The organism is Serratia montpellierensis (assembly GCF_020858655.1).
In the GTDB taxonomy this organism is placed as follows: Bacteria; Pseudomonadota; Gammaproteobacteria; order Enterobacterales; family Enterobacteriaceae; genus Serratia; species Serratia montpellierensis.
Window position 1 is genome coordinate 263304 of record NZ_VOSN01000013.1, and the last position, 22966, is coordinate 286269.

Here is a 22966-nt window from a genome sequence, read left to right on the forward strand (position 1 = left end):
ATCCTCGCTGTCAGCACAATGCTGTCCCCTGGAAATTCCAGTTTCATTACCGACCGAGGAAATAAACCATGATCACGCTCAACGTCTTTTTTCAGGTCAACCCGGCCAAGCGACCTGAGTTTCTCAGCCTGCTCACTACCATGGTGCAGGAATCCAATAAAGAAACCGGCTGCTATTTTTACCAGCTTTGGCAATGCCAGAACGATGAAAACAGCTACGCGCTGATCGAAAACTGGGACGATAAGGCGGCGCTTTCGGCACACCAGAAAACACCGCATTGGATCGCCTTTAACGATGCCGTCAACGGGTATTTAACCCATGACTACGATGAGCATCATTACACGGAAATCGCTCGCTAACATTGCGTGAACCGGCCCAATACGGGCCGGTTTCATCCCCCCTGTCTGATCGAACAAACCCCACGCTGGACAAACTGCTAACCAATTGTCGAATTTACTAAAATCTGTTAAATTGATCACAAAATCACGGTGGAGAAACCACGATGAAATTGGCGATATACAGTACCAAACAGTATGACCGTAAATATCTCGAACTGGTGAATCAGCAATTTGGCTATGAGCTGGAATTCTTCGACTTTTTACTCAGCAAAAAAACCGCCAAAACGGCCGCCGGTTGCAAGGCGGTGTGCATCTTCGTCAACGACGACGCCAGCCGTGAAGTGCTCGAAGAGCTGGCGGCGCTCGGCGTTGAAATCCTCGCCCTGCGCTGCGCCGGTTTTAATAATGTCGATCTGAACGCCGCTAACGCACTGGGCATCAAGGTCGTGCGCGTGCCGGCCTATTCCCCGGAAGCCGTGGCGGAACACGCCGTCGGCATGATGATGTGCCTGAACCGCCGTATTCACCGCGCTTATCAACGCACCCGCGATGCCAACTTCTCTTTGGAAGGGCTGATCGGCTTTAACATGCATAACCGCACCGCAGGGGTGATCGGCACCGGTAAAATCGGCGTGGCGACGATGCGTATTCTGAAAGGCTTCGGCATGAAGCTGCTGGCTTACGATCCCTTCCCCAGCGAACAGGCACTGGAACTGGGGGCGGAGTATGTCGATCTGAAAACGCTGTACGCGCAGTCCGACGTGATCACCCTGCACTGCCCGCTGACGCCGGAAAACCATCATCTGCTGAATGCCGATGCCTTCGCGATGATGAAAAACGGGGTAATGGTGATCAACACCAGCCGCGGCGCGCTGATCGACTCCACCGCCGCCATCGACGCACTGAAGCAACAGAAAATCGGCGCGCTGGGGATGGACGTCTACGAGAACGAACGCGACCTGTTCTTTGAAGACAAGTCTAACGACGTGATTCAGGATGACGTGTTCCGCCGCCTGTCGGCCTGCCACAACGTGCTGTTCACCGGTCATCAGGCTTTCCTGACCGAAGAGGCGCTGACCAGCATTTCGCAAACCACGCTGCAGAACATCAGCCAGTTGGATCGCGGCGAAACCTGTCCGAATCAGTTGCACGCCTGACGTGATCTCAGGGCGCCCACGAGGCGCCCTGTTTCTTTGAGAGAACGACGATGAGAAAAACCACGGTAGCCGCCTTTGCAGCGCTGGTTCTAGGGGGATGCAGCATGAAACCACACACGGCCGTCACGCCCGGCGATCTGTTGCATCACAACTTCGTGTTGCAGAGCGTAGATGGCGAAACGGTGAAATCACCGGTGGGCGGCGGCCTGCTCAATCTGGAGTTCGGCGAGAACCTGCATGTCTCCGGCGCGATGTGCAACCGTTTCTTCGGCGAGGGGCAATTACGCGACGGCATGCTGACGGTGAAACCGTTGGCCTCGACGCGCAAGCTGTGCCCTGATGAGCAGCGCAACCGCTGGGATCGGGTGATTGGCACCGTGCTCGAAAACGGCGCCAACGTGACGCTAAACGCACAGCAGCTGACGCTCAACGGCAGCGGCCACACGCTGGTTTATACCCTGCGCGACTGGGTGTATTGATCCTGCTCGCCAGGCCGGGTGCCGCGGGCTTACCCGGCGCAGCTGCCCAGGCCCAGCGTGCGTTCCTCACACTGTTTGCCGTTCGGCATCTGGCACATGCGCAGCGCTTCACCGTTCAGGTTGTGCGCGATGGTGGTGACGCCGCCGACCGCCGCGCAACCGGCGCTGGTCTGCAACGTATTGATTCTGGCACTGTTAGCCTGCTGTACTGGCTCTTCGTTATTGCTGCTGCAGGCGGCTAAAAGCAGCACGGCGCTGGCAAGCAGCCATTTTGATGTCGTCATTATCCCACTCCTGAACCCGGAACTGCGCTGTGTAAAATCGCCATTGCTGATAACGCGCGTCACTTGGCGGACACGTTTCGCTATCTTTGATGCAAACTTGTTTAATCTAGCTCGATATATAAATAATGAAAATATATTCCGGTCATTATTTGTGGTTTTTTTGCGCCGGCCGGACATTTATTTTGTTTGCAGAATATTTCCGCCCCTATTGCGAGGCGTTAAACGTGACGGCGCCACCCGCTGCCCGGCCCCGGCCGCATGCGGAAAGTGATAACGTCACTGCTGCTGCCGAGGAAGTTTCCTCCCGCGAAATCGGTCTTAATTATCTTCGCGTGCTTTCAGTGAGACGGCGCATTTTTTGCTACCGGAGAGGATGATATTTGCGACTATGCTGGCGGCGCTAAGTAATTAGCATTCCACTATTTTCAGTGAATGATGGCTGAATTCTTCAACCGGCGCGACTTACGGTCACGCCGGCCTTTTTTCACATTAAAATAACACTCAGTGCACCGAGGCTTTGGACAGTAAATTAATCACCAGCACGCCGGCAATAATTAATCCCATGCCGACGATCGCCGGCCAATCCAATTTTTGCTGATAAACAAATACCGCCGCGATCGACACCAGCACGATGCCCATGCCCGACCAAATCGCATACACGATACCCAAGGGCATGCTCTTGACCACCATCGACAGCCCCCAAAATGCCACGCCGTAGCCCAGCACCACCAGCAGCGACGGCCACAGGCGGGTAAAGCCCTCGGAGGCTTTTAACATGGTGGTGGCGATCACTTCCGCGACAATCGCCATCGTCAAATACACAAATGCGCTCATGATTTTCTTCTGTCAGTTTACCGATGCGCAATTATGACGCGCCGGCAATAAATTGTCTTTAAACGGCGAAAACAATTTATTGCCGTCGCCCCCAATCGACGAGGAAATACGCCCTTGACGATTTATCACCCGCCACACAAACACGATAAAGCCACGTTCAAACCCTCTGTTAGACTTTTTTCCATTACTGCGAAAGTGCGCTTTCGCGGCTTTGTGAGCAATGAAAAGGTAACGTCGATGATAACTACAGATGGTAATAACGCAGTCGCTTCCGTGGCCTATCGCACCAACGAAGTGATTGCCATCTACCCTATCACGCCGAGTTCCACCATGGCGGAACAGGCGGATGCCTGGTCCGGCGATGGTCGGCAAAACATCTGGGGCGACATCCCCCGGGTGGTGGAAATGCAGTCGGAAGGCGGCGCGATCGCCACCGTGCACGGCGCCTTGCAAACCGGTGCGCTCTCGACCTCGTTCACTTCATCGCAGGGTCTGCTGCTGATGATCCCGACGCTGTACAAGCTGGCCGGCGAGCTGACGCCGTTCGTGCTGCATGTCGCCGCGCGCACCGTGGCCACGCACGCGCTGTCTATCTTCGGCGATCACTCGGACGTGATGGCGGTGCGCCAGACCGGCTGCGCCATGCTGTGTGCCGGCAACGTGCAGGAGGCGCAGGACTTCGCGCTGATCTCGCAGACCGCCACCCTCAACGCGCGCGTGCCGTTTATCCATTTCTTCGACGGCTTCCGCACCTCGCATGAAATCAACAAGATCGTGCCGCTCAGCGACGATACGCTGCGGCAAATGTTGCCGCAGGCGGCGATCGACGCTCACCGCAGCCGAGCGCTGTCGCCGGATCATCCGGTGGTGCGCGGCACTTCCGCCAACCCGGACACCTATTTCCAGTCGCGCGAAGCCACCAACCCGTGGTATGACGCTACCGGCCAGCACGTGATCGACGCAATGGAGGGCTTCGCCGCCCTTACCGGCCGCCACTATCGGCCATTCGACTATTACGGCCACCCGCAGGCCGAGCGCGTGGTGGTGGTGATGGGTTCCGCCGCCGGCACCTGCGAAGAGGTGATTGACACCTTGCTGACCCGCGGCGAGAAAGTCGGCGTGCTGAAGGTGCGGCTGTTCCGACCGTTCTCCGCCAAATACCTGCTCGACGCCCTGCCGGACAGCGTGCGCAGCGTCGCGGTGCTCGATCGCACCAAAGAACCGGGCGCGCTGGCCGAACCGCTGTATCTGGACGTGATGACCGCGTTGGCGGAAGCCTACAGCCGGGGTGAACGCGCCACGCTGCCGCGGGTGATCGGCGGCCGTTACGGCCTGTCGTCGAAAGAGTTCGGCCCGGACTGCGCGCTGGCGGTGTTCCGCGAGCTGGCCCAGCCGCAGCCGCGCCCGCGCTTTACCGTCGGCATCTTCGATGATGTCACCGGGCTTTCGCTGCCGCTGAGCGACGAAATCCTGCCGCAGCGCGCCTCGCTGGAAGCGCTGTTCTACGGTTTGGGCAGCGACGGCTCGGTCTCGGCCACCAAGAACAACATCAAAATCATCGGCAACGCCACGCCGCTATATGCCCAGGGCTATTTCGTCTATGACTCCAAAAAGGCCGGCGGCCTGACGGTGTCGCACCTGCGCGTCAGCGAGCAGCCGATCAATTCGGCCTACCTGGTCAGCCACGCAGACTTCGTCGGCTGCCACCAGCTGCAGTTTATCGATAAGTACCAGATGGTCGAACGCCTGAAGCCCGGCGGCACCTTCCTGCTCAATACCCCTTACGGCGCCGACGAGGTCTGGTCGCGCCTGCCGCAGGAGGTTCAGGCGCTGTTGCACCAGCGCCAGGCGCGTTTCTATATCATCAACGCCGCCAAGCTGGCGCGCGAATGCCGGCTCGGCGCGCGCATCAACACCGTAATGCAGATGGCGTTCTTCCACCTGACGCAGATCCTGCCGAGCGACGTGGCGCTGCAACAGCTGCAGGATGCCATCGCCCGCAGCTACAGCAGCAAGGGCCAGGAGATCGTTGAGCGCAACTGGCAAGCGCTGGGCGCCACCCGTGGCGCACTGACCGAAATTCCACTGCAGCCGATCGACGACAGCAGCCCAATGCGCCCGCCGGTGGTTTCGGACGCCGCGCCGGACTTCGTCAAAACCGTTACCGCCGCGATGCTGGCCGGGCTGGGCGATGCGCTGCCGGTTTCCGCCTTCCCGCCGGACGGCACCTGGCCGGTGGGCACCACCCAGTGGGAAAAGCGCAACATCGCCGAAGAGATCCCGGTCTGGCAGCCCGATCTGTGCACCCAGTGCAACCACTGCGTCGCCGCTTGCCCGCACTCCGCCATTCGCGCCAAAGTGGTTCAGCCGGCGGAGATGGCACACGCCCCCGCTTCCCTGCAATCTCTGGATGTCAAATCACGCGATATGCGCGGCCAGAAATACGTACTGCAAGTGGCGCCGGAAGATTGCACCGGCTGTAACCTGTGTGTCGAGGTCTGCCCGGCGAAAGATCGCCAGAACCCAGAGATCAAGGCCATCAACATGGCTTCGCGCCTCGATAATCTGACGGCGGAAAAAGACAACTACGACTTCTTCCTGCAACTGCCGGAAATCGATACGGCGCAGCTGGAGCGTATCGACATTCGCACCTCGCAGCTGATCACGCCGCTGTTCGAATACTCTGGTGCCTGCTCCGGCTGCGGCGAAACGCCGTACATCAAGCTGCTAACCCAGCTCTATGGCGACCGTTTGCTGATCGCCAACGCCACCGGCTGTTCCTCGATCTACGGCGGCAATCTGCCGACCACGCCTTACACCACCAACGCCGAAGGGCGCGGGCCGGCGTGGGCCAACTCGCTGTTCGAAGACAACGCCGAATTCGGCCTGGGCTTCCGTCTGACGGTCGATCAACATCGCGCACGGGTGCTGCGCCTGCTGAATTCGCTGGCGCCGCAGCTGCCGGAGCAGTTGGTCAATGCCTTGCAGATGGAAGATGTGGCGCCAGAGCCGCGCCGTAAGCAAATCGCCGAACTGCGCACGCTGCTGGCGAGTATTGGAGGTGAAGACGCACGCCAGCTGGCGGCCGACGCCGATTACCTGGTCGATAAATCCATCTGGCTGATCGGCGGGGACGGCTGGGCCTACGACATCGGCTTCGGCGGTTTGGATCACGTCCTCAGCCTGACGGAGAACGTCAACGTGCTGGTGCTCGACACCCAATGCTACTCCAACACCGGCGGCCAGCAGTCGAAAGCCACACCGCTCGGCGCGGTGACCAAATTCGGCGAACACGGCAAGCGCAAGGCGCGCAAAGATTTGGGCGTCAGCATGATGATGTACGGCCATGTCTACGTCGCGCAGATCTCGCTGGGGGCGCAGCTTAACCAAACGGTGAAAGCGATTCAGGAGGCCGAGGCCTATCCGGGGCCGTCGCTGATCATCGCCTACAGCCCGTGCGAAGAGCACGGCTACGATCTGGCGCTCAGCCACGATCAGATGAAACAGCTGACCGCCACCGGCTTCTGGCCGCTGTACCGCTTCGATCCGCGTCGCAGCGCCGAGGGCAAGGCCGCATTGGCGCTGGATTCGCGGCCGCCAAACAGCAACCTGTCGGAAACGCTGCTGAAAGAACAGCGTTTCCGCCGCCTGAACGCGCAGCAGCCGGAGGTGGCCAGCGCGCTGTATCAGGCCGCCGAGAAAGAGCTGAAGGAGAAATACGATTTCCTCAGCCTGCTGGCCGGCAAGGCGGAAAAGTCCGCCGCTGAGTAACCCCCTCAGGGCGCGAGTGATTCGCGCCCTGTTTTTCACATACCGTTTGAATCAGCGATGGGCCTCAATGTTCAAGGGTTTCACACTTAACGAGCCGCGTTTTTTTCTTTTATCCATTGCGCCATGACGCGTGTCGAGAACGGCTTATCCGTTTTAATCTCCGCTAAAGCGCAAACCTTGTCTTTGAATGTGGCGCCCAGCGAAAATAATTTCCCGTCATAGTAACAATAAAGTGCATCTCCCTTATCCTTGCCATCAAGACGCTCTTTTTGCTCTCGCGGTACCAGTACGACGGTTTCGGTCGGTTCGCTCAGACCAACAGGCATCGTGTCAAACGCCAGTGCGTTTTCTGCGTAAGCAAAAAACGATGCGCAAAGTCCAACAACAGTGATTCCTTTCATGCTCTCTGTGCCTCTCGGTGTAAGTTCTGACTGAGATGAGACCTGCACCGCGAAACAACGTTCCCTCGAAGCCGTCGTTCAAATGACGGCGAATGCTGTGAGCCGAAAAACCTGCTGGTATTCATCGCCACAATCCGTACCATACAGACCTCGCGTCGGGTGCGTGGCTGCTGGATGATGAATAATGATCAAAATCGGCCGGTTGAATGGTAAACTCGCGGTCTACAACGCCATGCCCCTAGTGCCCCCTATTGAGAATGAGCACGATTTAAATGTCAGAAAAGCAATCCGTTAGCCAAAAAGAGCAGTACAACCTGAATAAATTGCAAAAGCGCCTGCGCCGCAACGTGGGCGAAGCGATCGCCGATTTCAATATGATTGAAGAAGGCGACCGCATCATGGTCTGCCTGTCCGGCGGTAAAGACAGCTACACCATGCTGGAGATCCTGCGCAACCTGCAGCAGAGCGCGCCGATCAACTTCTCGCTGATCGCGGTGAACCTCGATCAGAAACAGCCCGGCTTCCCGGAGCATATTCTGCCCGCCTACCTGGAAAGCCTGGGGGTGGAATACAAGATCGTCGAAGAGAACACCTACAGCATCGTCAAAGACAAGATCCCGGAAGGCAAGACCACCTGTTCACTGTGCTCGCGCCTGCGCCGCGGCATTCTGTACCGCACCGCCACCGAACTGGGTGCCACCAAGATCGCGCTGGGCCATCACCGCGATGACATTCTGCAGACGCTGTTCCTCAACATGTTCTACGGCGGCAAGATGAAAGGCATGCCGCCCAAACTGATGAGCGACGACGGCAAGCACGTGGTTATTCGCCCACTGGCCTATTGCCGCGAGAAAGACATCGAGCGTTTCTCGATCGCCAAAGCCTTCCCGATTATTCCATGTAACCTGTGCGGCTCGCAGCCTAATCTGCAACGCCAGGTGATCGGCGATATGCTGCGTGACTGGGACAAACGTTACCCAGGCCGATTGGAAACCATGTTCAGCGCCATGCAAAACGTGGTGCCTTCGCACCTTAGCGATATCAATCTTTTCGATTTCAAGGGCATTCACCACGGTAGCGCCGTGGTGGACGGCGGCGATTTGGCCTTCGATCGTGAAGACATTCCGATGCAGCCGGTCGGTTGGCAACCGGAAGACTCGGACGACGCAGCACCTGTGCCAGAGCGTTTGAGCGTGCTGGAAATCAAATAAGCCCCTCGCCGCTTGCCCTCTGCAAGCGGCGACATTCCCCTCACTCGACGATCTCGATCCTGTTCACAGTTTGCGCAAAATTTACTGGGCGATGCCGTTTTTACCCTATACTGTTTATTTATACAGTTATATGGAGATCGCGCAATGAATATCACCCCCTGTCTGTCTCACGTCTCGCTAGGCTCCAACGATTTCGCTGCCGCCGCGGCTTTTTACGATCGCACGCTGGCCGCCTTGGGTTGCCGACGCGTGCTGGAACATCCCGGCGCCATCGGGTATGGCCGCGACTACCCCGAGTTTTGGCTGCAGGTGCCGATCGACGGTCAATCCGCCTCACCCGGCAACGGTACGCACGTCGGTTTTTTCGCCACCAGCAAGCAACAGGTGGATGAATTCCATCGCCAGGCGCTGCTGGCCGGCGCCGTCGATGAAGGCGCGCCCGGTTCGCGGCCGCACTATGGTGAGGCCTATTACGGCTGTTTTGTCCGTGATTTGGATGGGCACAAGATTGAAGCCAGCTTCTGGGATGAAAGCGCGGCCTGAGGATGAGAGAAAACCGCATAAAAAAATGCCGGTGATTAAACCGGCATTGTACGAATCAAATGTGCTATGCAGTAATTCAAAAATAAGAAAGTAAGACAATTATGGAGCGCAACGCCCATCGCTTGACGTTGCATTCACCTGCGAGAGAGATCATGCCCCATTTCCCCCGGCTAAATGTTGATATTGCTCAATGTTAACCGGGTTTTCATCATTTTTGCCTACAGCCAGCGGCTGCGCTTCAACCACCAGGCGACGCCAAGCACCAGCCCGACCAACATCAGGCAAAATGCCGCAAAACCGAGAGGATTGCCGCCGCCCGGAATGCCGCCAAGGTTGACCCCGAACAACCCGGTCAGGAAGGTGGTCGGGAGAAATACCATCGCCAACAATGACATGGTGTAAGTGCGGCGGTTCATCGCATCCGCCATCACCGTGGTGATCTCATCGGACAAGATGGCAGTGCGCGCGATGCTGCCGTCCAGATCGTCCAATCCCCGCCCCAGACGATCCGCGATGTCCTGCATGCGGCGGCGATCGTCATCGCTCATCCACGGCAAGCGGTCGCTGGCCAGCCGAGCGAAGACGTCACGCTGCGGCGCCATGTAACGACGCAGCACGATCAGCTGCTTACGGATCAACGCCAGCTGGCCGCGCTCCGGCACCTGTTGCTCCAGCAAAGCGTCCTCCAGATCGATAATCTTGTCGTGCAGATCCTCGATGAATTCGCTGGTGTGATCGGTCAACGCATCAGAAATTTCCACCAGCCAACTGCCGCTGTTGGTCGGCCCCGCGCCGCTTTGCAGATCGTTCACCACCTGATCGATGGAATACACCTTGCGGTGCCGGGTGGAGATAATCAGTTTATCGGTGATGTACACACGGATGGTGACCAGCTGATCCGGCCGGGAATTGGCGTTGAAGTTGATGCTGCGCAGGGTAATCATGGTGCCTTCACCCTGGCGGCTGACGCGCGGCCGCGAGCTTTCGCCGGAGAGCGCTTCGCGCACCGAATCTGGCAGCAGCGGCGTAGTGCTCAACCATTCGGCGCTGGCCGGGTGCGCATAATCGAGATGCAGCCAGCACGGCGCGTCACAGGTGATCTTGTCATCCTGCTCAATCGGCGTTACGCCCCCCTTGCCGTCCAGCTGATAAGCGTAAACCGCATCGGCGACCTGCAGCTCGCTCCCCTCAATCACATCCATTCATTTATCCCCTCAGTCTTGCTTATGTTGCAGAGTCTAGCGTTAACACCTTGGAGATCAAAGGCCAAGCTGTAACGGCAGTTTTCACCAGGGGCTAAAAGCCTGCTCTATACTTCAGGCGAAGGAACACCTGAGGAGACGTGAAGAGCAACGATGATGGAAAGTGCAAACGCAGAACATTGTTCAGCTAACCGGGTGACTCTGCGTCGCCTGCTCTGCAGCGCAGTCGCGGCAATGCTGTTCACCAGCCAACCGCTGCACGCGGAGCCGATGCTGGAGCACATCGCCACCCCGTTTCGCGTCGCGACGGCGGCGGGCGATGTGACTTACTTTGTCGCCCATGAGCACAGCGCCCAGCCGCGTACCGCACTGGTGGTGATGCACGGCCACCCACGCGATGCCGCTAAAACGTTGCAAGCGGCGATCAGCGCAGCCCAGGCTGCGGGAGCGGGAGGCAAAACCCTGCTCGTCGCCCCGCTGTTCCAGGTGCCGGAGAAACTTGCCGCTCGCTGCCATTCCGCCGGTTTGCCCCAGCCGCAAGACGGTGACGCTCTGTGGCGCTGCGGCTCCTGGATCGAAGGCGATTTGGATAATAGCGGGAAAACCGGCTCGTTCAATGCCATGGATAACCTGCTGGCCGATCTGAAACGGCGCTGGCCATCGCTGCAGTCGATAACCGTGGCCGGTTTTTCCGCCGGTGCTCAGTTCGTGCAGCATTATGTCGGCTTTGCCCATCCGCCAAACGCAGTGCGTCTGCGCTATGTGGTGGCCGACCCCGGCAGCTGGCTCTACTTTGATAATCTGCGCCCCCAGCCAGCAAACGGGGGGAGCTGCGGCAGTGAAACAACCTGCCGCTTCCGTTGGCAGACGCTGAACGCCGGCCAGTGTCCACGGGCCAGCCAGTGGAAATACGGCCTGGAAGCGCTTCCCGCTCACCTGCAGCGCACGGCCGATGCCGCTCGTCAGCGCTATGCCGCCGCTGATATCACCTACCTGGCCGCCGCCGAGGATACCGGCACCGCGCCGGGCGCCTACTATCGGATACTCGACAAATCCTGCGCCGCCCAGCTGCAGGGCCCCTATCGATTGCAGCGAGCCTTGGCCTATGCCGACTATGACCGGCGTTACCTGGCGCCGGATAAGCCGCATCGGTTAACGATCGTTCCCGGCTGCGGGCACAACGTCGCCTGCGTCTTTCCCGCCCCGGCGGCCAGGCGGGCGCTTTTCCCGATTAATGCAGACTAATAATAACGGTAATGAAATAAACCATTGCCGATAAATCAGGCAATATCGCCGATAAAGCACTGGTAATGCCGTTATTATTATTACTTAACATATTGCTATCACTTTTAATTCAAAATGATAATAATAAATCAACATAAAGCTGTTTCAGCGCAAATTTTAGGGGCATATACTTTTCTCACTACGAGGAGGTAGTTATGTTACGCGACCATTTAAAAATAAACGCCAGCGATACGCTGGAAAAAATCAGCAATATCCATTTGCAAAACCAGGGGCAGGAAGAGATCAGTGAATTCGTGGTAAAAAACGCCGCCGGTCTGCAGATTGGCACGGTCTCGGTCCACGATCGTTTCAGCACTCGCCGCTCTTATCCCACCAGCTATCGCATCACCCAAACCGACATGAGCGGCCGTGTGGTGGTGGATGCCATGCGGGACTGTCTATAAGCGTAACCACTATCGGAAATAACGAAAAATAATGTGATGATGGCGACCCTGTTTATTATTAAACGGGGTTTGTCGCGTGAAAAAATTAATTACCCTCGTCGTTTTTCCATCGATAAAATAAAGCCCCCGCATTATAGGCGGGGGCGATACATAAATCGACTCAGTGTTTGATGATATACATCGTCTGGCTGTAGGCCACGTCTTCCGGATTGGTGATCGGGTAGCCTTTTACCCACGGTTTAATCAGGCGGCCGTTGGTGTATTGGTAGATCGGCGCGATCGGCGCCTGATCGGCAATGATTTGCTCCATCTTGTTATAATCGGCGGTCACCGCCGCCGGATTGGTTTCCCGCCCTGCCTGCGCCAGCAGCTTGTCGTAGTCCGCACTCTTGAACTTGGCGATGTTGCCGCTGTGGGTCGAGGTCAGCAGCGACAGGAAGGTCGACGCCTCGTTATAGTCACCCACCCAGGAGGCGCGGATCACGTCGAAATTACCGGTATTGCGGCTGTCGATATAGGTTTTCCACTCCTGGTTTTGCAGCTTGACGTCAATGCCGAGCTTTTTCTTCCACATTGAGGCCACGGCAATGGCGATCTTCTGGTGGCTTTCCGAAGTGTTATACAACAGCGTCAGCTTCAGCGGGTTATTCGGGCCGTAACCGGCCGCCTGCAGCAACGCCTTGGCCTGCGCATCCAGCTCCGCCTGCGATTGCTGTTGCAGCAAACTCGCCTCCGGTTTGAACCCGGCAGTCACGTCCGGCGTGAAGTGATAGGCCGGTTTTTCGCCGGTGCCCAGCACTTTTTCCGCGATAATCTTGCGATCGATGGCGTAGGACAAGGCCTGGCGCACCCGCACGTCGTTGGTCGGCGCGCGCTGGGTGTTGAACGCGTAGTAATAGGTGCCGAGCTGATCCGGCGTGTACACCTGCCCCGGAATATCTTTCAGCAGCTTCTGATACATGTTTTTCGGGAAGGATTCGGTGATGTCGATATCGCCCGCCAGGTAACGCTTGGTGGCGTTGGATTCCTGATTGATCGGCACGAAGGTCACTTTGGTCAGCACGGTTTGCGCATGATCCCAGTAATGATCGTTAGGCGTCAGCACCAGCTTCTCGTTCACCACCCGCTCCTGCAGTTTGAACGCGCCGTTGCCCACCAGATTGCCGACCTTGGTCCAGTCGTTGCCGTATTTTTCCACCACCGCCTTATTCACCGGGAACAGGCTGAAGTTAGCCGTCAGGCTGACGAAGTACGGCACCGGCTTGTCCAGCTGCACTTTAAGCGTATAGTCGTCCGGCGCCGACACGCCCAAGCGATCGGCCGGCAGTTTGCCGCTGATGATCTGCTCGGCGTTCTGGATCCCCGCTAACTGCGCGAACCAGGCGAACGGCGACAGGTTTTTCGGCTCGACCAGCCGCTGCCAGCTGTAGACGAAATCCTTTGCCGTGACAGGGTCACCATTTGACCACCGCGCATCTTTGCGCAGATGGAAAATATAAGTCTGATTGTCGCTGGTCTGCCAGCGCGTGGCGACGCCGGGGATCACTTTCCCGTTGGCATCCTGATTGACCAGCCCTTCGAACAGATCGCGCGCCAGCTGCGCCTCCGGCAAGCCTACCGCTTTAATCGGATCGAGCGAGGCCGGTTCGTCTTTAATGTGGCGCACGATCTCCTGTTTGGCCGCCAGCGCGGTGCCCGGGGGAACCTGCGCCGCCATGGCGCTGCTCATACAGGCGCCGATCGCCGCCGCGCAAAGCGCCAAACGAAAACCCCGTTGCATTTTTCTTCCTGTCATTATGATTTGCCCCCGTTAACCATCTGAATTTTTTATCATATAGCACAAGATCCGTCCGGCCTAGCGCTCACGGCCGAGAAGTTGCAAAAAGTGCGATTCAGGCAATAAAAAACCCGTGCGGCGCAGGGCGGCACGGGCGGTGTTTGCAGCGGCGACCGTCAGTCGTACAGATGGATGCTGTTGATGCGGTAGCTGAACTCTTCGCCCTCTTCTTCATCGAACACGGTGAAAAAGCCTTTCTCAGCCAGCGGACGGGCCGAAATATCGGTTTTTTGCAGCTGACGCGCGTCGGCGTCGTCATAGCCGTAGTCGAGGTAGAAGACATCTTTTTGGTAATCGATATGCAGGGTGAACGGATAGTTCGATTCGTCCCCGCGCCCGTCGTCATTTTTCACCACGCCGAACCATTCCCCCTGACGGATCTGGTTTTCAGCATCCACGCCGCACAGCAGCGTGATGGTGTCATTTTCATTTTCGCTATAGCTGGCGATGATTCTGGCTACTGGCATGTTAAATCCTCTTGCGGGTGATTGGCTTAGCTCTGCCGTTAGTATAACAACAGCGTCAGGCCAGGTGCGGTTTAATTGGCGTTTTCACCGCCGCGGCGTCACAGATTGCGCAAACGTCGCACAATTGCGATGGGAAAGATGCCTCAAAGCGTAATACACTGAATAAAATGACAATGACTCTCGACCTTTAATCCAGGGACAACACCATGACCGAACATCGACCACGCAGTGAACGTGGCCAGTTGGCCATCGCAGGAGAAAACTACGGCAGCTCGCTGCTGGGCGCGCCGCTGCTCTATTTCCCGGCAGCGGTCAGCGGCCCGGAGACCGGGCTTATCATCGCCGGCACCCACGGCGATGAGAGCGCCGCCATCGTGACCCTGTCCTGCGCGCTGCGCAGCATCGCCCCCGAGCAGTTGCGTCATCACGTGGTGCTGGCGGTCAACCCCGACGGCTGTCAGCTGGGGCTGCGCGCCAATGCCAACGGCGTCGATCTGAATCGCAACTTCCCGGCCGCCAACTGGCGCTCCGGCGATACCGTCTACCGCTGGAACAGCGCGGCGCCGGTGCGCGACGTCAAGCTCTCCACCGGTGGGCGCCCCGGTTCCGAACCGGAAACCCAGGCGCTGTGTCATCTGATCCATCGTCTGAAGCCGCACTGGGTGGTGTCGTTCCACGAACCGCTGGCCTGCATCGAAGATCCCGCCAGCTCGCGGCTCGGCGTTTGGCTGTCGCACAAGTTCGAACTGCCGCTGGTGACCAGCGTCGGCTATGAAACGCCCGGTTCGTTCGGCAGCTGGTGCGCAGATCTGTCGCTGCCGTGCATCACCGCCGAATTCCCGCCGATCTCCGCCGATGCCGCCAGCGAGCGCTACATCGACGCGATGACCGAGCTACTGACCTACCCGAATTAATCCCTACGGGGCGATATCGACGATCGCCCCGCATTCGAACGCCAGACCCGGTTCGACGTCCCGCGCCAGCCAGGTCGGGCCGTCCAGATCGACGAAGCGCGCCGCCGGCGCCAGCGGCAAGGCAGCGGATATCGCCCGCGACGTGCACAACATGCAGCCGAGCATGATGGCGAACCCTTGTTCGCGCGCGGCCTGCGCCAGCGCCAGCGCCTCGGTCAAGCCACCGGTTTTGTCCAGTTTGATATTGACCATCTGATAGCGTTGCGCCAGCCGCGGCAGATCGGCGCGGGTGTGGCAGCTCTCATCGGCGCAGATCGGCAGCGGATGAATAAAATGTTCCAGCGCGGCGTCATCACCGGCCGGCAGCGGCTGCTCCAGCATCGCCACGCCGAGATCGGCCAGCAGCTGGCAGCGCGCCGCCAGCCCTTCCGCCTGCCAGGACTCATTGGCGTCGACGATCAGCGTCGCCTGCGGTACCGCGGCGCGGATCGCCACCAATCGTTCGCTGATATAGTGATCGTCGAGTTTGATCTTCAACAGCGTGGCGCCCTGCTGCTCCAGTTCACGCGCGGCGAAGGCCATCGCTTCCGGCGTGCCAATGCTGACGGTCTGCGCCATACGGATATGCGCCGGGGCCGTCACGCCGCTGCGCTGCCACAGGCTCTGCCCGTGCAGGCGGCACTCCAGATCCCACAGCGCCGAATCCAGCGCGTTGCGGGCGGCGCCCGCTGGCATCTGCACCAGCAGCTGTTCGCGGGTCATGCCTTGTGCGATCGCCGGCGCCATCTCTGCCAGCTGTGCCATCACCGATTCCTCGCTCTCGCCGTAACGCGGGTACGGCGTGCATTCACCGGTGCCGCGCACGCCCTGCTGTTCGATTTCGACCACCACCACCCGGGCTTCGGTGCGGCTGCCGCGCGCAATCACGAAGGCGGTATGCAGCGGCCAGGCTTCCGGGTAAAAACGCATGTCTCTCATAACGGCTCCTGAGCGAAAACTGCGCATTCAGCCAGGCTGATGCGCCGGTGATGTTTTATAGAACAGCCTAATATATACAACTATTTAGCAAACTTTGATATCCAATCCGCCCCGGTTGTCATAAACTGGCGCCAGGGTGTGAACCTGATGTTAAATGCCGTTGCCGACGCGCCGTTTCATCAGGTTCATACCCTTTGTATAAACACCTGTAAAAGGAATCTAGCAATGACTCAGACAGTACATTTTCAAGGCAATCCGGTCAGCGTAGCAGGCAAACTGCCACAGCAGGGCGAACAGGCCAAGGCCTTCTCGCTGGTTGCCAAAGACCTGTCAGACGTGGCGCTGAGCAGCTTCGCGGGTAAACGCAAAGTCCTGAACATCTTCCCAAGTATCGATACCGGCGTCTGCGCGACGTCGGTGCGTAAATTCAACCAGCTGGCCAGCGGCCTGGATAACACCGTGGTGCTGTGCATCTCCGCCGATCTGCCGTTCGCGCAGTCTCGCTTCTGCGGCGCGGAAGGCCTGAGCAACGTGGTTACCCTGTCTACCCTGCGCGGCGCCGAGTTCAAGCAGGCGTACGGCGTCGAAATCGCCGAAGGCCCGTTGGCAGGCCTGACCGCGCGTGCGGTCGTGGTGCTGGATGGCCAGGACAACGTGCTGTACAGCGAGCTGGTGAACGAAATCACCACCGAGCCGGACTACGACGCGGCGCTGGCTGCGCTGAAATAACAAAGCCGGCGAACGCCGGCTTTGGATACCCATTAAAGGCGCCGCAAGGCGCCTTTTTTATTCCTCGCCCTCAACGCCGCCTTTGCGGCTGCTCAGGCCATACTCGCGCAGCTTGTTGGCGATGGCAGTATGGGAAACGCCCAGGCGCTTCGCCAGCTTGCGGGTGCTGGGATAGGTGCGATACAGGCGCGTCAGCACCGAGCGCTCGAAACGCTTGCTGATGTCGTCCAGCGAGCCGTCCAGCACCTCGTCGCCCAGCGACATCTCCACCTCGAACTCCGGCAACACGATATCCTGCGGCCGCAGTTCGTAGCCTTCAGTTTGCGTCAGCGCGCGGTAGATGGCGTTTTTCAGCTGGCGCACGTTGCCCGGCCAGCCGTATTTGCTGAGGAAACTGCCCAGATCGCTCGCCAGCTTGGGCCGCGCTACGCCCTGTTCATCGGCGAAGCGCGCCACGAACAGCTCGGTCAGCGGCATGATGTCCTGCGGACGTTCGCGCAGCGGCGGGATGGAGATGGTCAGTACGTTGAGGCGATAATAGAGATCTTCGCGGAATTCGCCGCGCTGCACCAGCTCGGTAAGGTTTTTCTGGGTGGCGCAGATCACGCGCACGTCGACGTGCACCTCATGCTCTTCGCCAACGCGGCGGAACGTGCCGTCGTTGAGGAAACGCAGCAGTTTGGTCTGCATGCGCGGCGACATTTCGCCGATCTCATCCAGCAGCACCGAACCGCCGTTGGCCTGCTCGAAGAAGCCCTTCTTGCCTTCCAGCGCGTTGGGATAAGCGCCCGGCGCATGGCCGAACAGTTCGCTCTCCACCACGTCATCCGGCAGCGCGGCGCAGTTCAGCGCCAGGAACGGCTGTTTGCCGCGCGGGCTGCGCAAATGGCAGGCGCGGGCCAGAATATCCTTGCCGGTGCCGGTATCGCCGACGATCAGCAGCGGCGCATCGAGCATCGCCAGCTTGCGCGCCTGCTCCAGCACGTGACGCATCTTGGCGCTCACCGCCACGATGTGGTCGAATTCGGTATCGTCGTTCACCGACAGATTTTGCAGCTGGCGGCCCATGCGCGCGGTGGACTTCAGCATCACCACCGCGCCGACCGCGGCCGCCTGCTGCTGTTCGTCTTCCAGATAGATAGGCGTGATGTCCATCAGGAAGTCCTGGCTGCGGATCACCACCCGCTCGGAGTGCGGCGCCGTATGCTCGCTCTCCAGCCAGCGGCTGAAGTTATAGCCGCCGATCAGCGCTCCGGCAGTCTGGTTGCGGATCTTGTCTTCATTCAGGCTGAACAGCGCCTGCGCCGCCGGGTTGGCCAGCTCGACCTTGCCCTTCATGTCGATAGAGAACACCGGTTCCGGCATCGATTCCAGCAGCGCGCGCAGCGCGCGATGTTCGCGTTCGGAAGGCATAAAGCTGACGGTGCGCACGTCGGTCACGCCGGCGATGCGGCGGATCTCCGCCATCAGGGCGCGGAAAGTATCGAAATCCAGCTGGGAGAAATTGAGGTAAATGCGGCCGATGGGATCGATCTCGATGCCACGTAAGTCAATGCTGCGCGATACCAAAAGATCGAGTAATTCTCGAGTGAGACCGAGGCGGTCTTCGCAAAATACTTCCAAACGCATCAGTGTTGGCCTTATCTCTGCAGGTGCGGGGATCGTTGACGATGATGATACTCCCTCGCACCGGGCGGTAGAAGCGATCTGTCAGCAAAAGTTGACAGAACTCTGATTTATTGCCGTGGTTGCTGATTTTAAACGCAAGCGGATAACAGCATCGGCGTCATTTTAGCCTACAAACAGAGAGTTATCACAACCAGAATTAATTTTGCAGAGATTTATCACGCACTCACAGGGGGATCGACTGTCGTCAAGTCTCGATTACGTCCGGCGTCAGCGCCGTTGAGAAAACGGCGCTCCTGAGAGCGCCGTCGTGGGGGTTATTTGGCCTTGCCGTCGCTCTTTTTCAGCGTGTCTTTCAACTGGCCGATCAGTTGGCTGCGGAAATCGCCAAGCTTCGGCTTTTCCCCCTCCAGCCACGGCAGCGGGCGGCACAGTTCCATCGCCTTGATGCCCAGCCGCGCGGTCAATAACCCGGCGCCGATGCCCTGCGCCGCACGCGCCGACAGCCGCGCCGCCAAATCCTGCGACATCCAGTCCATGCCCACTTCACGCACCAGTTCAGAGGCGCCGGCGAAGGCGATGTTCAACAGCACCAGACGGAACAGACGAATGCGGCTGAAGTACCCCAATTCGATGCCGTACAGCGCCGCGATGCGGTTAATCAAACGGATGTTGCGCCAGGCGATAAACGCCATGTCCACCAGCGCCAACGGACTGACGGCTATCATCAGCGTCGATTCGGCGGCGGAGCGGCTGATTTCGCGCCGCGCCTGGTTGTCGAGCACTGGCTGCACCAGTTTGGCGTACAGCTCCACCACTTCACGGTCATTTTGGGTTTCATGCAGCGAGGCCTGCCAGCGCTGCAACGCCGGATGTCCCTGATCCAGCCCGGCCTGACGCGCCAGCTTCTCGCAGAATTCGCGCCCTTGCCCCAGCCCGTGGCTGTGCAGCAGCTCGCGCGCCACGTCGCGCTCTTCCGCGCGCTGGCGCAGCCGATACAAACGCCGCCATTCGGTGACCACCGAACCGACGCCGGCGAACACGATCAGGCCGCCGGCCACGCCGCCGCCCATGGCGATCCAGTCCTGCTGCACCCAGGCGGTATGCACCCACTGCACGCCCTGCGCCACCACGCTGACGCCGAACAGCGCCAGCCCGGCGGTGACCATTTTGCGCCACAGGCTGCGTTTAGGTTTCAGCGCGGCATTAATGATGCCTTCGGCGCGCCCTTCTTCCTCTTCCTGCTGCAGCTCCGGCGCCGCCGGAAAGAAGCTTTCTGCCTGTTCGGCATCGAAAGCGACGCCGGCGCGCAACGCCGGCTCCTGCGGCGGCTGCAGCGGCTCGTCAAAATCGATACGCGGTTTGATCGGCTCGCTCATCGCAATTTGTCTCCCAATAAAAACTCCATCACTGCATCCAGGCGGATGTGCGGCAACGGGCTGTCCACGCTCATGGCGCGCGGACGAAACTCATCGAAGCGGAACCCCTGGTTCTGCCAGAACGCCGGCCCCGGCAGGCGGGCGGGCACTTCGCCGGGGAACACCGTCAGCGGCGCGCCGTCGCTCAGGCGGTTGCCCTTCAATGCCGGAATGCGTTGCCCCTGGTGATCGACGATGCCGCTCTCGGTCGCCTGCACCGAGGCCAGGCCAACGCAATCCATGCTGATGCCCTCGAACGCCGCGTTCTGCCACGCCTCTTGCACCAGCTGCTGCAGCAATGACACCAGATTGGCGTGCTGATCGGCGGTGATATGGTCCGCCTTGGTGGCGGCGAACATCAGTTTGTCGATGGTCGGCGAGAACAAGCGGCGAAACAGCGTGCGTTTGCCGTAATGGAAGCTCTGCATCAGTTGGGTCAGCGCCAGACGCATGTCGTTGAACGCCTGCGGGCCGCTGTTGAGCGGCTGCAGGCAGTCGACCAGCACGATTTGCCGATCGAAACGGACAAAATGCTCTTTGTAGAAGTTTTTGACGATCGACTGGCAGTAGTAGTTGAAGCGAGCGCGCAACATGCCGATGTTGGTGTGTTTGTCGGCCTGCGCCAGCTTCGATTCGCCGATCGCGGCCACGTCGGGCCAGGGGAAAAATTGCAGCGCCGGCGCGCCAGCCATGTCGCCCGGCAGCACGAAACGCCCCGGCTGAATGAAGTGCAGCCCTTCGCTTTTGCAACGCAACAGATAATCGGTGTAGGCCTGGGCGATCGCCGCCAGCCGGTTTTCGTCGGCCGGGGCCAGCGGATCGCACGCCTTGCACAGCTCAAGCCAGGGCTTGGCCCATTCGGCGCGTTCGCCCTGCAGCAGCCCGGTCATCTGGCGCGACCAGGCCAGGTAATCCTGTTCGAGCATCGGCAGATCCAGCAACCATTCGCCCGGATAATCGACGATCTCCAGGTACAGCGTGGAGGTGTCTTTGAAGTGCCGCAGCAGCGAGTCGTTGGAGCGGTAACGCAGCGCCAGCCGGATTTCGCTGACGCCGCGCGTCGGCGTCGGCCAGGCCGGCGGCGTGCCGTACAGCTGCGCCAGCCCTTCGTCATAGGTGAAACGCTGGATGCCGAGATCGCGTTGCGGGATGCGTTTGACGCCCAGCAGGCGCTCTTCGCGCACCGGTGAAAACAGCGGCATGCGCGCGCCGCTGTGCACATGCAGCAGTTGGTTGACGAAGGCGGTGATAAAGGCGGTTTTTCCGCTGCGGCTCAGGCCGGTCACCGCCAGGCGCAGATGGCGATCCATTCCGCGGTTGACCAGCGAGGTTAACTCATTTTGCAGTCGTTTCATTGCTCTCCTTGACGTAACGCCCGAATGCCTTGTTCAGGCCTTTACGGAACAGCGGTTCCAGCACCAGCGCCAGCACGACGCGCACCGGTTTGCGGCCGACGGTTTTCAGCAGCCAGCCGGCGGCGCCCGCCGGGCCATAGTTCAATAACGCTATGATGATGACTTTAGCCAATGTCTTCAACATTGCCGCCGCTCCTCGTTTAAATCCACCCGTTCTGGCGGTGTTTGCAACATCGATTTTATTCATGACAATGCCCTCCGGCACAAGAGATTAAGGTTACATTCAACGGGATAACGGCGGCGAAGATGCCCGGCCTGCGCAGGCCGGGTATCGCAAGAAGGGTTACAGCTTGCGGAAACGGCTCTGTACGCCGAAGGTATCGGACGTCACGTAGCGCTCGACCTGACGCAGCTGCTGCTCGCCGCTGCCCAACTCATACTCCAGCTGATCGAGCAGCTGGCGCGGCGTCTTCTGATGCTCGCCTTCGAAACGGCTGGCCGGCGCTTCATCCAACACGAACACCAGCGCGATATAGGCCACCAGCGTGAAGAAGAACAGCCCGAAGAACAGCGACAGCACCACCATCACGCGGATCAGTCGCACCGGTACGTCGAAATAGTGCGCCAAACCGGCGCAGACGCCTTTCACCATGCCTTCTTCGGGAACGCGATAAAGCTTTTTACTGCCCAGCGTCGTGCTCATCAGGACTGTCTCCAGTTCGGGTGTTCCGCATCGAGGATCTCTTCCAGCGCCTGAATGCGTTCACGCATGCGTTTGGCGTCTTCCGCCAGCTGCGCCAGGCGCTGCATTTCTTGCTGACTCAGCTGGATGCCGGTCTGCTGCCGATTGCTGTAATGCAGCCAAAGCCAAATCGGCGCGACAAACAGCACGAAAATTGTCAGCGGAATGGCAAGTAATAAAGCACTCATTGTTATTCCTTCTTATCGGGTCCTGGATAGGCGGCCACCTCCGGCGTGTGGCCGCGGTTCGCCTTACTCTGAGCGGTTCATTTTAGCTTTCAGCGCCGCCAGTTGCTCACTGATGGCGTCGTCGGCTTTCAGCTCGGCAAACTCTTGGTCCAGCGACTTCTTTTTACCGATGCTGATGCTTTCCGCTTCGGCTTCCATGTGGTCAATGCGGCGCTCGAACTGTTCGAAACGCGCCATCGCCTCATCCAGCTTGCCGCTGTCGAGCTGGCGGCGCACTTCGCGCGAAGAAGACGCGGCCTGATGACGCAGCGCCAGCGCCTGCTGCCGCGCGCGGGTTTCGGTCAGCTTGTTTTCCAGCTCACCGATTTCGCTCTTCATGCGCGCCAGCGTTTCTTCTACGGTCGCCACTTCCTGCGTCAGCGTGACGATCAGATCGGCCACCTTTTGTTTTTCGATCAGCGCCGCACGGGCCAAGTCTTCTTTATCTTTGCGCAGCGCCAGTTCGGCTTTTTCCTGCCAGTCACTGACCTGGTTTTCACCCTGCTCGATGCGACGCAGCAACTGCTTTTTCTCCGCCAGCGCACGCGCCGACGTAGAGCGAACTTCAACCAACGTGTCTTCCATCTCTTGGATCATCAACCGCACCAGCTTCTGCGGATCTTCCGCCTTGTCCAGCAGGGTGTTGATGTTGGCGTTCACGATGTCGGCAAAACGAGAAAAAATACCCATAATTCACTTCCTCTTGGTTCTGATGGCGTCTGAAGCGCCGCGTTAAGTCGTACAGCTTGCCCAAAGATATAATCA

24 protein-coding genes are annotated in these 22966 nt (G+C 59.1%); 10 read left to right on the forward strand and 14 right to left on the reverse strand.

Annotated features, from left to right (window positions below; all coding sequences use genetic code 11):
• Positions 1 to 68 precede the first annotated feature (68 nt).
• From FUU19_RS13050 to hslJ, 3 genes are all read left to right on the forward strand, one after another.
• Entirely contained in the window at positions 69 to 359 is a 291-nt protein-coding gene (locus tag FUU19_RS13050; protein WP_197834425.1) for a putative quinol monooxygenase, read from the forward strand.
• A 143-nt stretch (positions 360 to 502) separates the two neighbouring features.
• The gene (locus FUU19_RS13055; RefSeq protein WP_230489900.1) at positions 503 to 1495 is read left to right on the forward strand and encodes a 2-hydroxyacid dehydrogenase; all 993 of its coding nucleotides are present in this window, start codon (positions 503 to 505) and stop codon (positions 1493 to 1495) included.
• 50 nt (positions 1496 to 1545) lie between these two features.
• Complete coding sequence (gene hslJ, locus FUU19_RS13060) at positions 1546 to 1974, forward strand: heat shock protein HslJ (protein WP_197834424.1); 429 nt, start codon at positions 1546 to 1548, stop codon at positions 1972 to 1974.
• Between the two features lie 29 nt (positions 1975 to 2003).
• Here hslJ and FUU19_RS13065 read toward each other — a convergent pair whose 3' ends face one another.
• Both FUU19_RS13065 and ssmE read right to left on the reverse strand, forming a co-directional pair.
• Positions 2004 to 2258, reverse strand: coding sequence for a DUF333 domain-containing protein (locus FUU19_RS13065; protein WP_122003871.1), 255 nt, complete (start codon positions 2256 to 2258; stop codon positions 2004 to 2006).
• A 501-nt stretch (positions 2259 to 2759) separates the two neighbouring features.
• The gene (gene ssmE, locus FUU19_RS13070; RefSeq protein ID WP_046687127.1) at positions 2760 to 3092 is read right to left on the reverse strand and encodes a multidrug efflux SMR transporter SsmE; all 333 of its coding nucleotides are present in this window, start codon (positions 3090 to 3092) and stop codon (positions 2760 to 2762) included.
• A 237-nt stretch (positions 3093 to 3329) separates the two neighbouring features.
• On the opposite strand from ssmE, the gene nifJ reads away from it, so the two are divergent.
• Positions 3330 to 6863, forward strand: a complete 3534-nt coding sequence (gene nifJ, locus FUU19_RS13075) for a pyruvate:ferredoxin (flavodoxin) oxidoreductase (protein WP_230489902.1) — start codon at positions 3330 to 3332, stop codon at positions 6861 to 6863.
• A gap of 86 nt (positions 6864 to 6949) precedes the next feature.
• On the opposite strand, the gene FUU19_RS13080 is transcribed toward nifJ, so the two are convergent.
• Entirely contained in the window at positions 6950 to 7264 is a 315-nt protein-coding gene (locus FUU19_RS13080) for a hypothetical protein (RefSeq protein ID WP_141968564.1), read from the reverse strand.
• A 272-nt stretch (positions 7265 to 7536) separates the two neighbouring features.
• Here FUU19_RS13080 and ttcA point away from each other — a divergent pair, with 272 nt between their 5' ends.
• Complete coding sequence (gene ttcA / locus FUU19_RS13085; protein WP_141968562.1) at positions 7537 to 8475, forward strand: tRNA 2-thiocytidine(32) synthetase TtcA; 939 nt, start codon at positions 7537 to 7539, stop codon at positions 8473 to 8475.
• A gap of 144 nt (positions 8476 to 8619) precedes the next feature.
• Positions 8620 to 9018, forward strand: a complete 399-nt coding sequence (locus tag FUU19_RS13090) for a VOC family protein (protein WP_141968560.1) — start codon at positions 8620 to 8622, stop codon at positions 9016 to 9018.
• 218 nt (positions 9019 to 9236) lie between these two features.
• Here the strand turns inward: FUU19_RS13090 and zntB are convergent, their stop codons facing one another.
• Positions 9237 to 10220 (reverse strand): zinc transporter ZntB, encoded by a 984-nt coding sequence (zntB, locus tag FUU19_RS13095; RefSeq protein WP_063990004.1) that lies wholly within the window; start codon positions 10218 to 10220, stop codon positions 9237 to 9239.
• Positions 10221 to 10373: 153 nt separating this feature from the next.
• On the opposite strand from zntB, the gene FUU19_RS13100 reads away from it, so the two are divergent.
• Together FUU19_RS13100 and FUU19_RS13105 are read left to right on the forward strand one after the other, a co-directional pair.
• Complete coding sequence (locus FUU19_RS13100; protein ID WP_230489904.1) at positions 10374 to 11465, forward strand: hypothetical protein; 1092 nt, start codon at positions 10374 to 10376, stop codon at positions 11463 to 11465.
• Positions 11466 to 11659: 194 nt separating this feature from the next.
• Positions 11660 to 11908 carry a hypothetical protein gene (locus tag FUU19_RS13105; protein WP_141968556.1) on the forward strand — a complete coding sequence of 83 codons (249 nt, stop codon included), beginning with the start codon at positions 11660 to 11662 and terminating at the stop codon, positions 11906 to 11908.
• Between the two features lie 160 nt (positions 11909 to 12068).
• Here FUU19_RS13105 and FUU19_RS13110 read toward each other — a convergent pair whose 3' ends face one another.
• Positions 12069 to 13703, reverse strand: a complete 1635-nt coding sequence (locus tag FUU19_RS13110; RefSeq protein ID WP_230489905.1) for a peptide ABC transporter substrate-binding protein — start codon at positions 13701 to 13703, stop codon at positions 12069 to 12071.
• Between the two features lie 158 nt (positions 13704 to 13861).
• Positions 13862 to 14212, reverse strand: a complete 351-nt coding sequence (locus FUU19_RS13115) for a hypothetical protein (RefSeq protein WP_025302994.1) — start codon at positions 14210 to 14212, stop codon at positions 13862 to 13864.
• A gap of 206 nt (positions 14213 to 14418) precedes the next feature.
• On the opposite strand from FUU19_RS13115, the gene mpaA reads away from it, so the two are divergent.
• Entirely contained in the window at positions 14419 to 15126 is a 708-nt protein-coding gene (gene mpaA, locus FUU19_RS13120; RefSeq protein ID WP_141968552.1) for a murein tripeptide amidase MpaA, read from the forward strand.
• Between the two features lie 3 nt (positions 15127 to 15129).
• On the opposite strand, the gene ycjG is transcribed toward mpaA, so the two are convergent.
• On the reverse strand, positions 15130 to 16104 hold the full coding sequence (gene ycjG, locus FUU19_RS13125) for an L-Ala-D/L-Glu epimerase (protein ID WP_043143636.1): 975 nt from the start codon (positions 16102 to 16104) through the stop codon (positions 15130 to 15132).
• A 225-nt stretch (positions 16105 to 16329) separates the two neighbouring features.
• Between ycjG and tpx the strand changes: the two genes are divergently transcribed.
• The gene (tpx, locus tag FUU19_RS13130) at positions 16330 to 16833 is read left to right on the forward strand and encodes a thiol peroxidase (protein WP_004930536.1); all 504 of its coding nucleotides are present in this window, start codon (positions 16330 to 16332) and stop codon (positions 16831 to 16833) included.
• A 57-nt stretch (positions 16834 to 16890) separates the two neighbouring features.
• Here tpx and tyrR read toward each other — a convergent pair whose 3' ends face one another.
• The 7 genes from tyrR to pspA form a co-directional block, all read right to left on the reverse strand.
• A complete protein-coding gene (tyrR, locus tag FUU19_RS13135) occupies positions 16891 to 18462 on the reverse strand; it encodes a transcriptional regulator TyrR (RefSeq protein ID WP_197834418.1) in 1572 nt (523 codons plus the stop codon).
• Positions 18463 to 18776: 314 nt separating this feature from the next.
• Positions 18777 to 19838 (reverse strand): YcjF family protein, encoded by a 1062-nt coding sequence (locus FUU19_RS13140; RefSeq protein WP_004930545.1) that lies wholly within the window; start codon positions 19836 to 19838, stop codon positions 18777 to 18779.
• The gene (locus tag FUU19_RS13145; RefSeq protein WP_202669568.1) at positions 19835 to 21232 is read right to left on the reverse strand and encodes a YcjX family GTP-binding protein; all 1398 of its coding nucleotides are present in this window, start codon (positions 21230 to 21232) and stop codon (positions 19835 to 19837) included. Before FUU19_RS13145 ends, FUU19_RS13140 begins: the two co-directional genes overlap by 4 nt.
• Positions 21213 to 21479, reverse strand: coding sequence for a phage shock protein PspD (gene pspD / locus FUU19_RS13150; RefSeq protein ID WP_025302999.1), 267 nt, complete (start codon positions 21477 to 21479; stop codon positions 21213 to 21215). The genes FUU19_RS13145 and pspD overlap by 20 nt, the downstream gene beginning before the upstream one ends.
• Positions 21480 to 21575: 96 nt before the next feature.
• A complete protein-coding gene (gene pspC, locus FUU19_RS13155; RefSeq protein WP_004930552.1) occupies positions 21576 to 21935 on the reverse strand; it encodes an envelope stress response membrane protein PspC in 360 nt (119 codons plus the stop codon).
• Positions 21935 to 22162 carry an envelope stress response membrane protein PspB gene (gene pspB, locus FUU19_RS13160; RefSeq protein WP_004930553.1) on the reverse strand — a complete coding sequence of 76 codons (228 nt, stop codon included), beginning with the start codon at positions 22160 to 22162 and terminating at the stop codon, positions 21935 to 21937. Before pspB ends, pspC begins: the two co-directional genes overlap by 1 nt.
• Positions 22163 to 22225: 63 nt before the next feature.
• Positions 22226 to 22891: a phage shock protein PspA gene (gene pspA / locus FUU19_RS13165; protein ID WP_049277121.1), complete on the reverse strand. Its 666-nt coding sequence runs from the start codon at positions 22889 to 22891 to the stop codon at positions 22226 to 22228.
• Between the last annotated feature and the right edge of the window lie 75 nt (positions 22892 to 22966).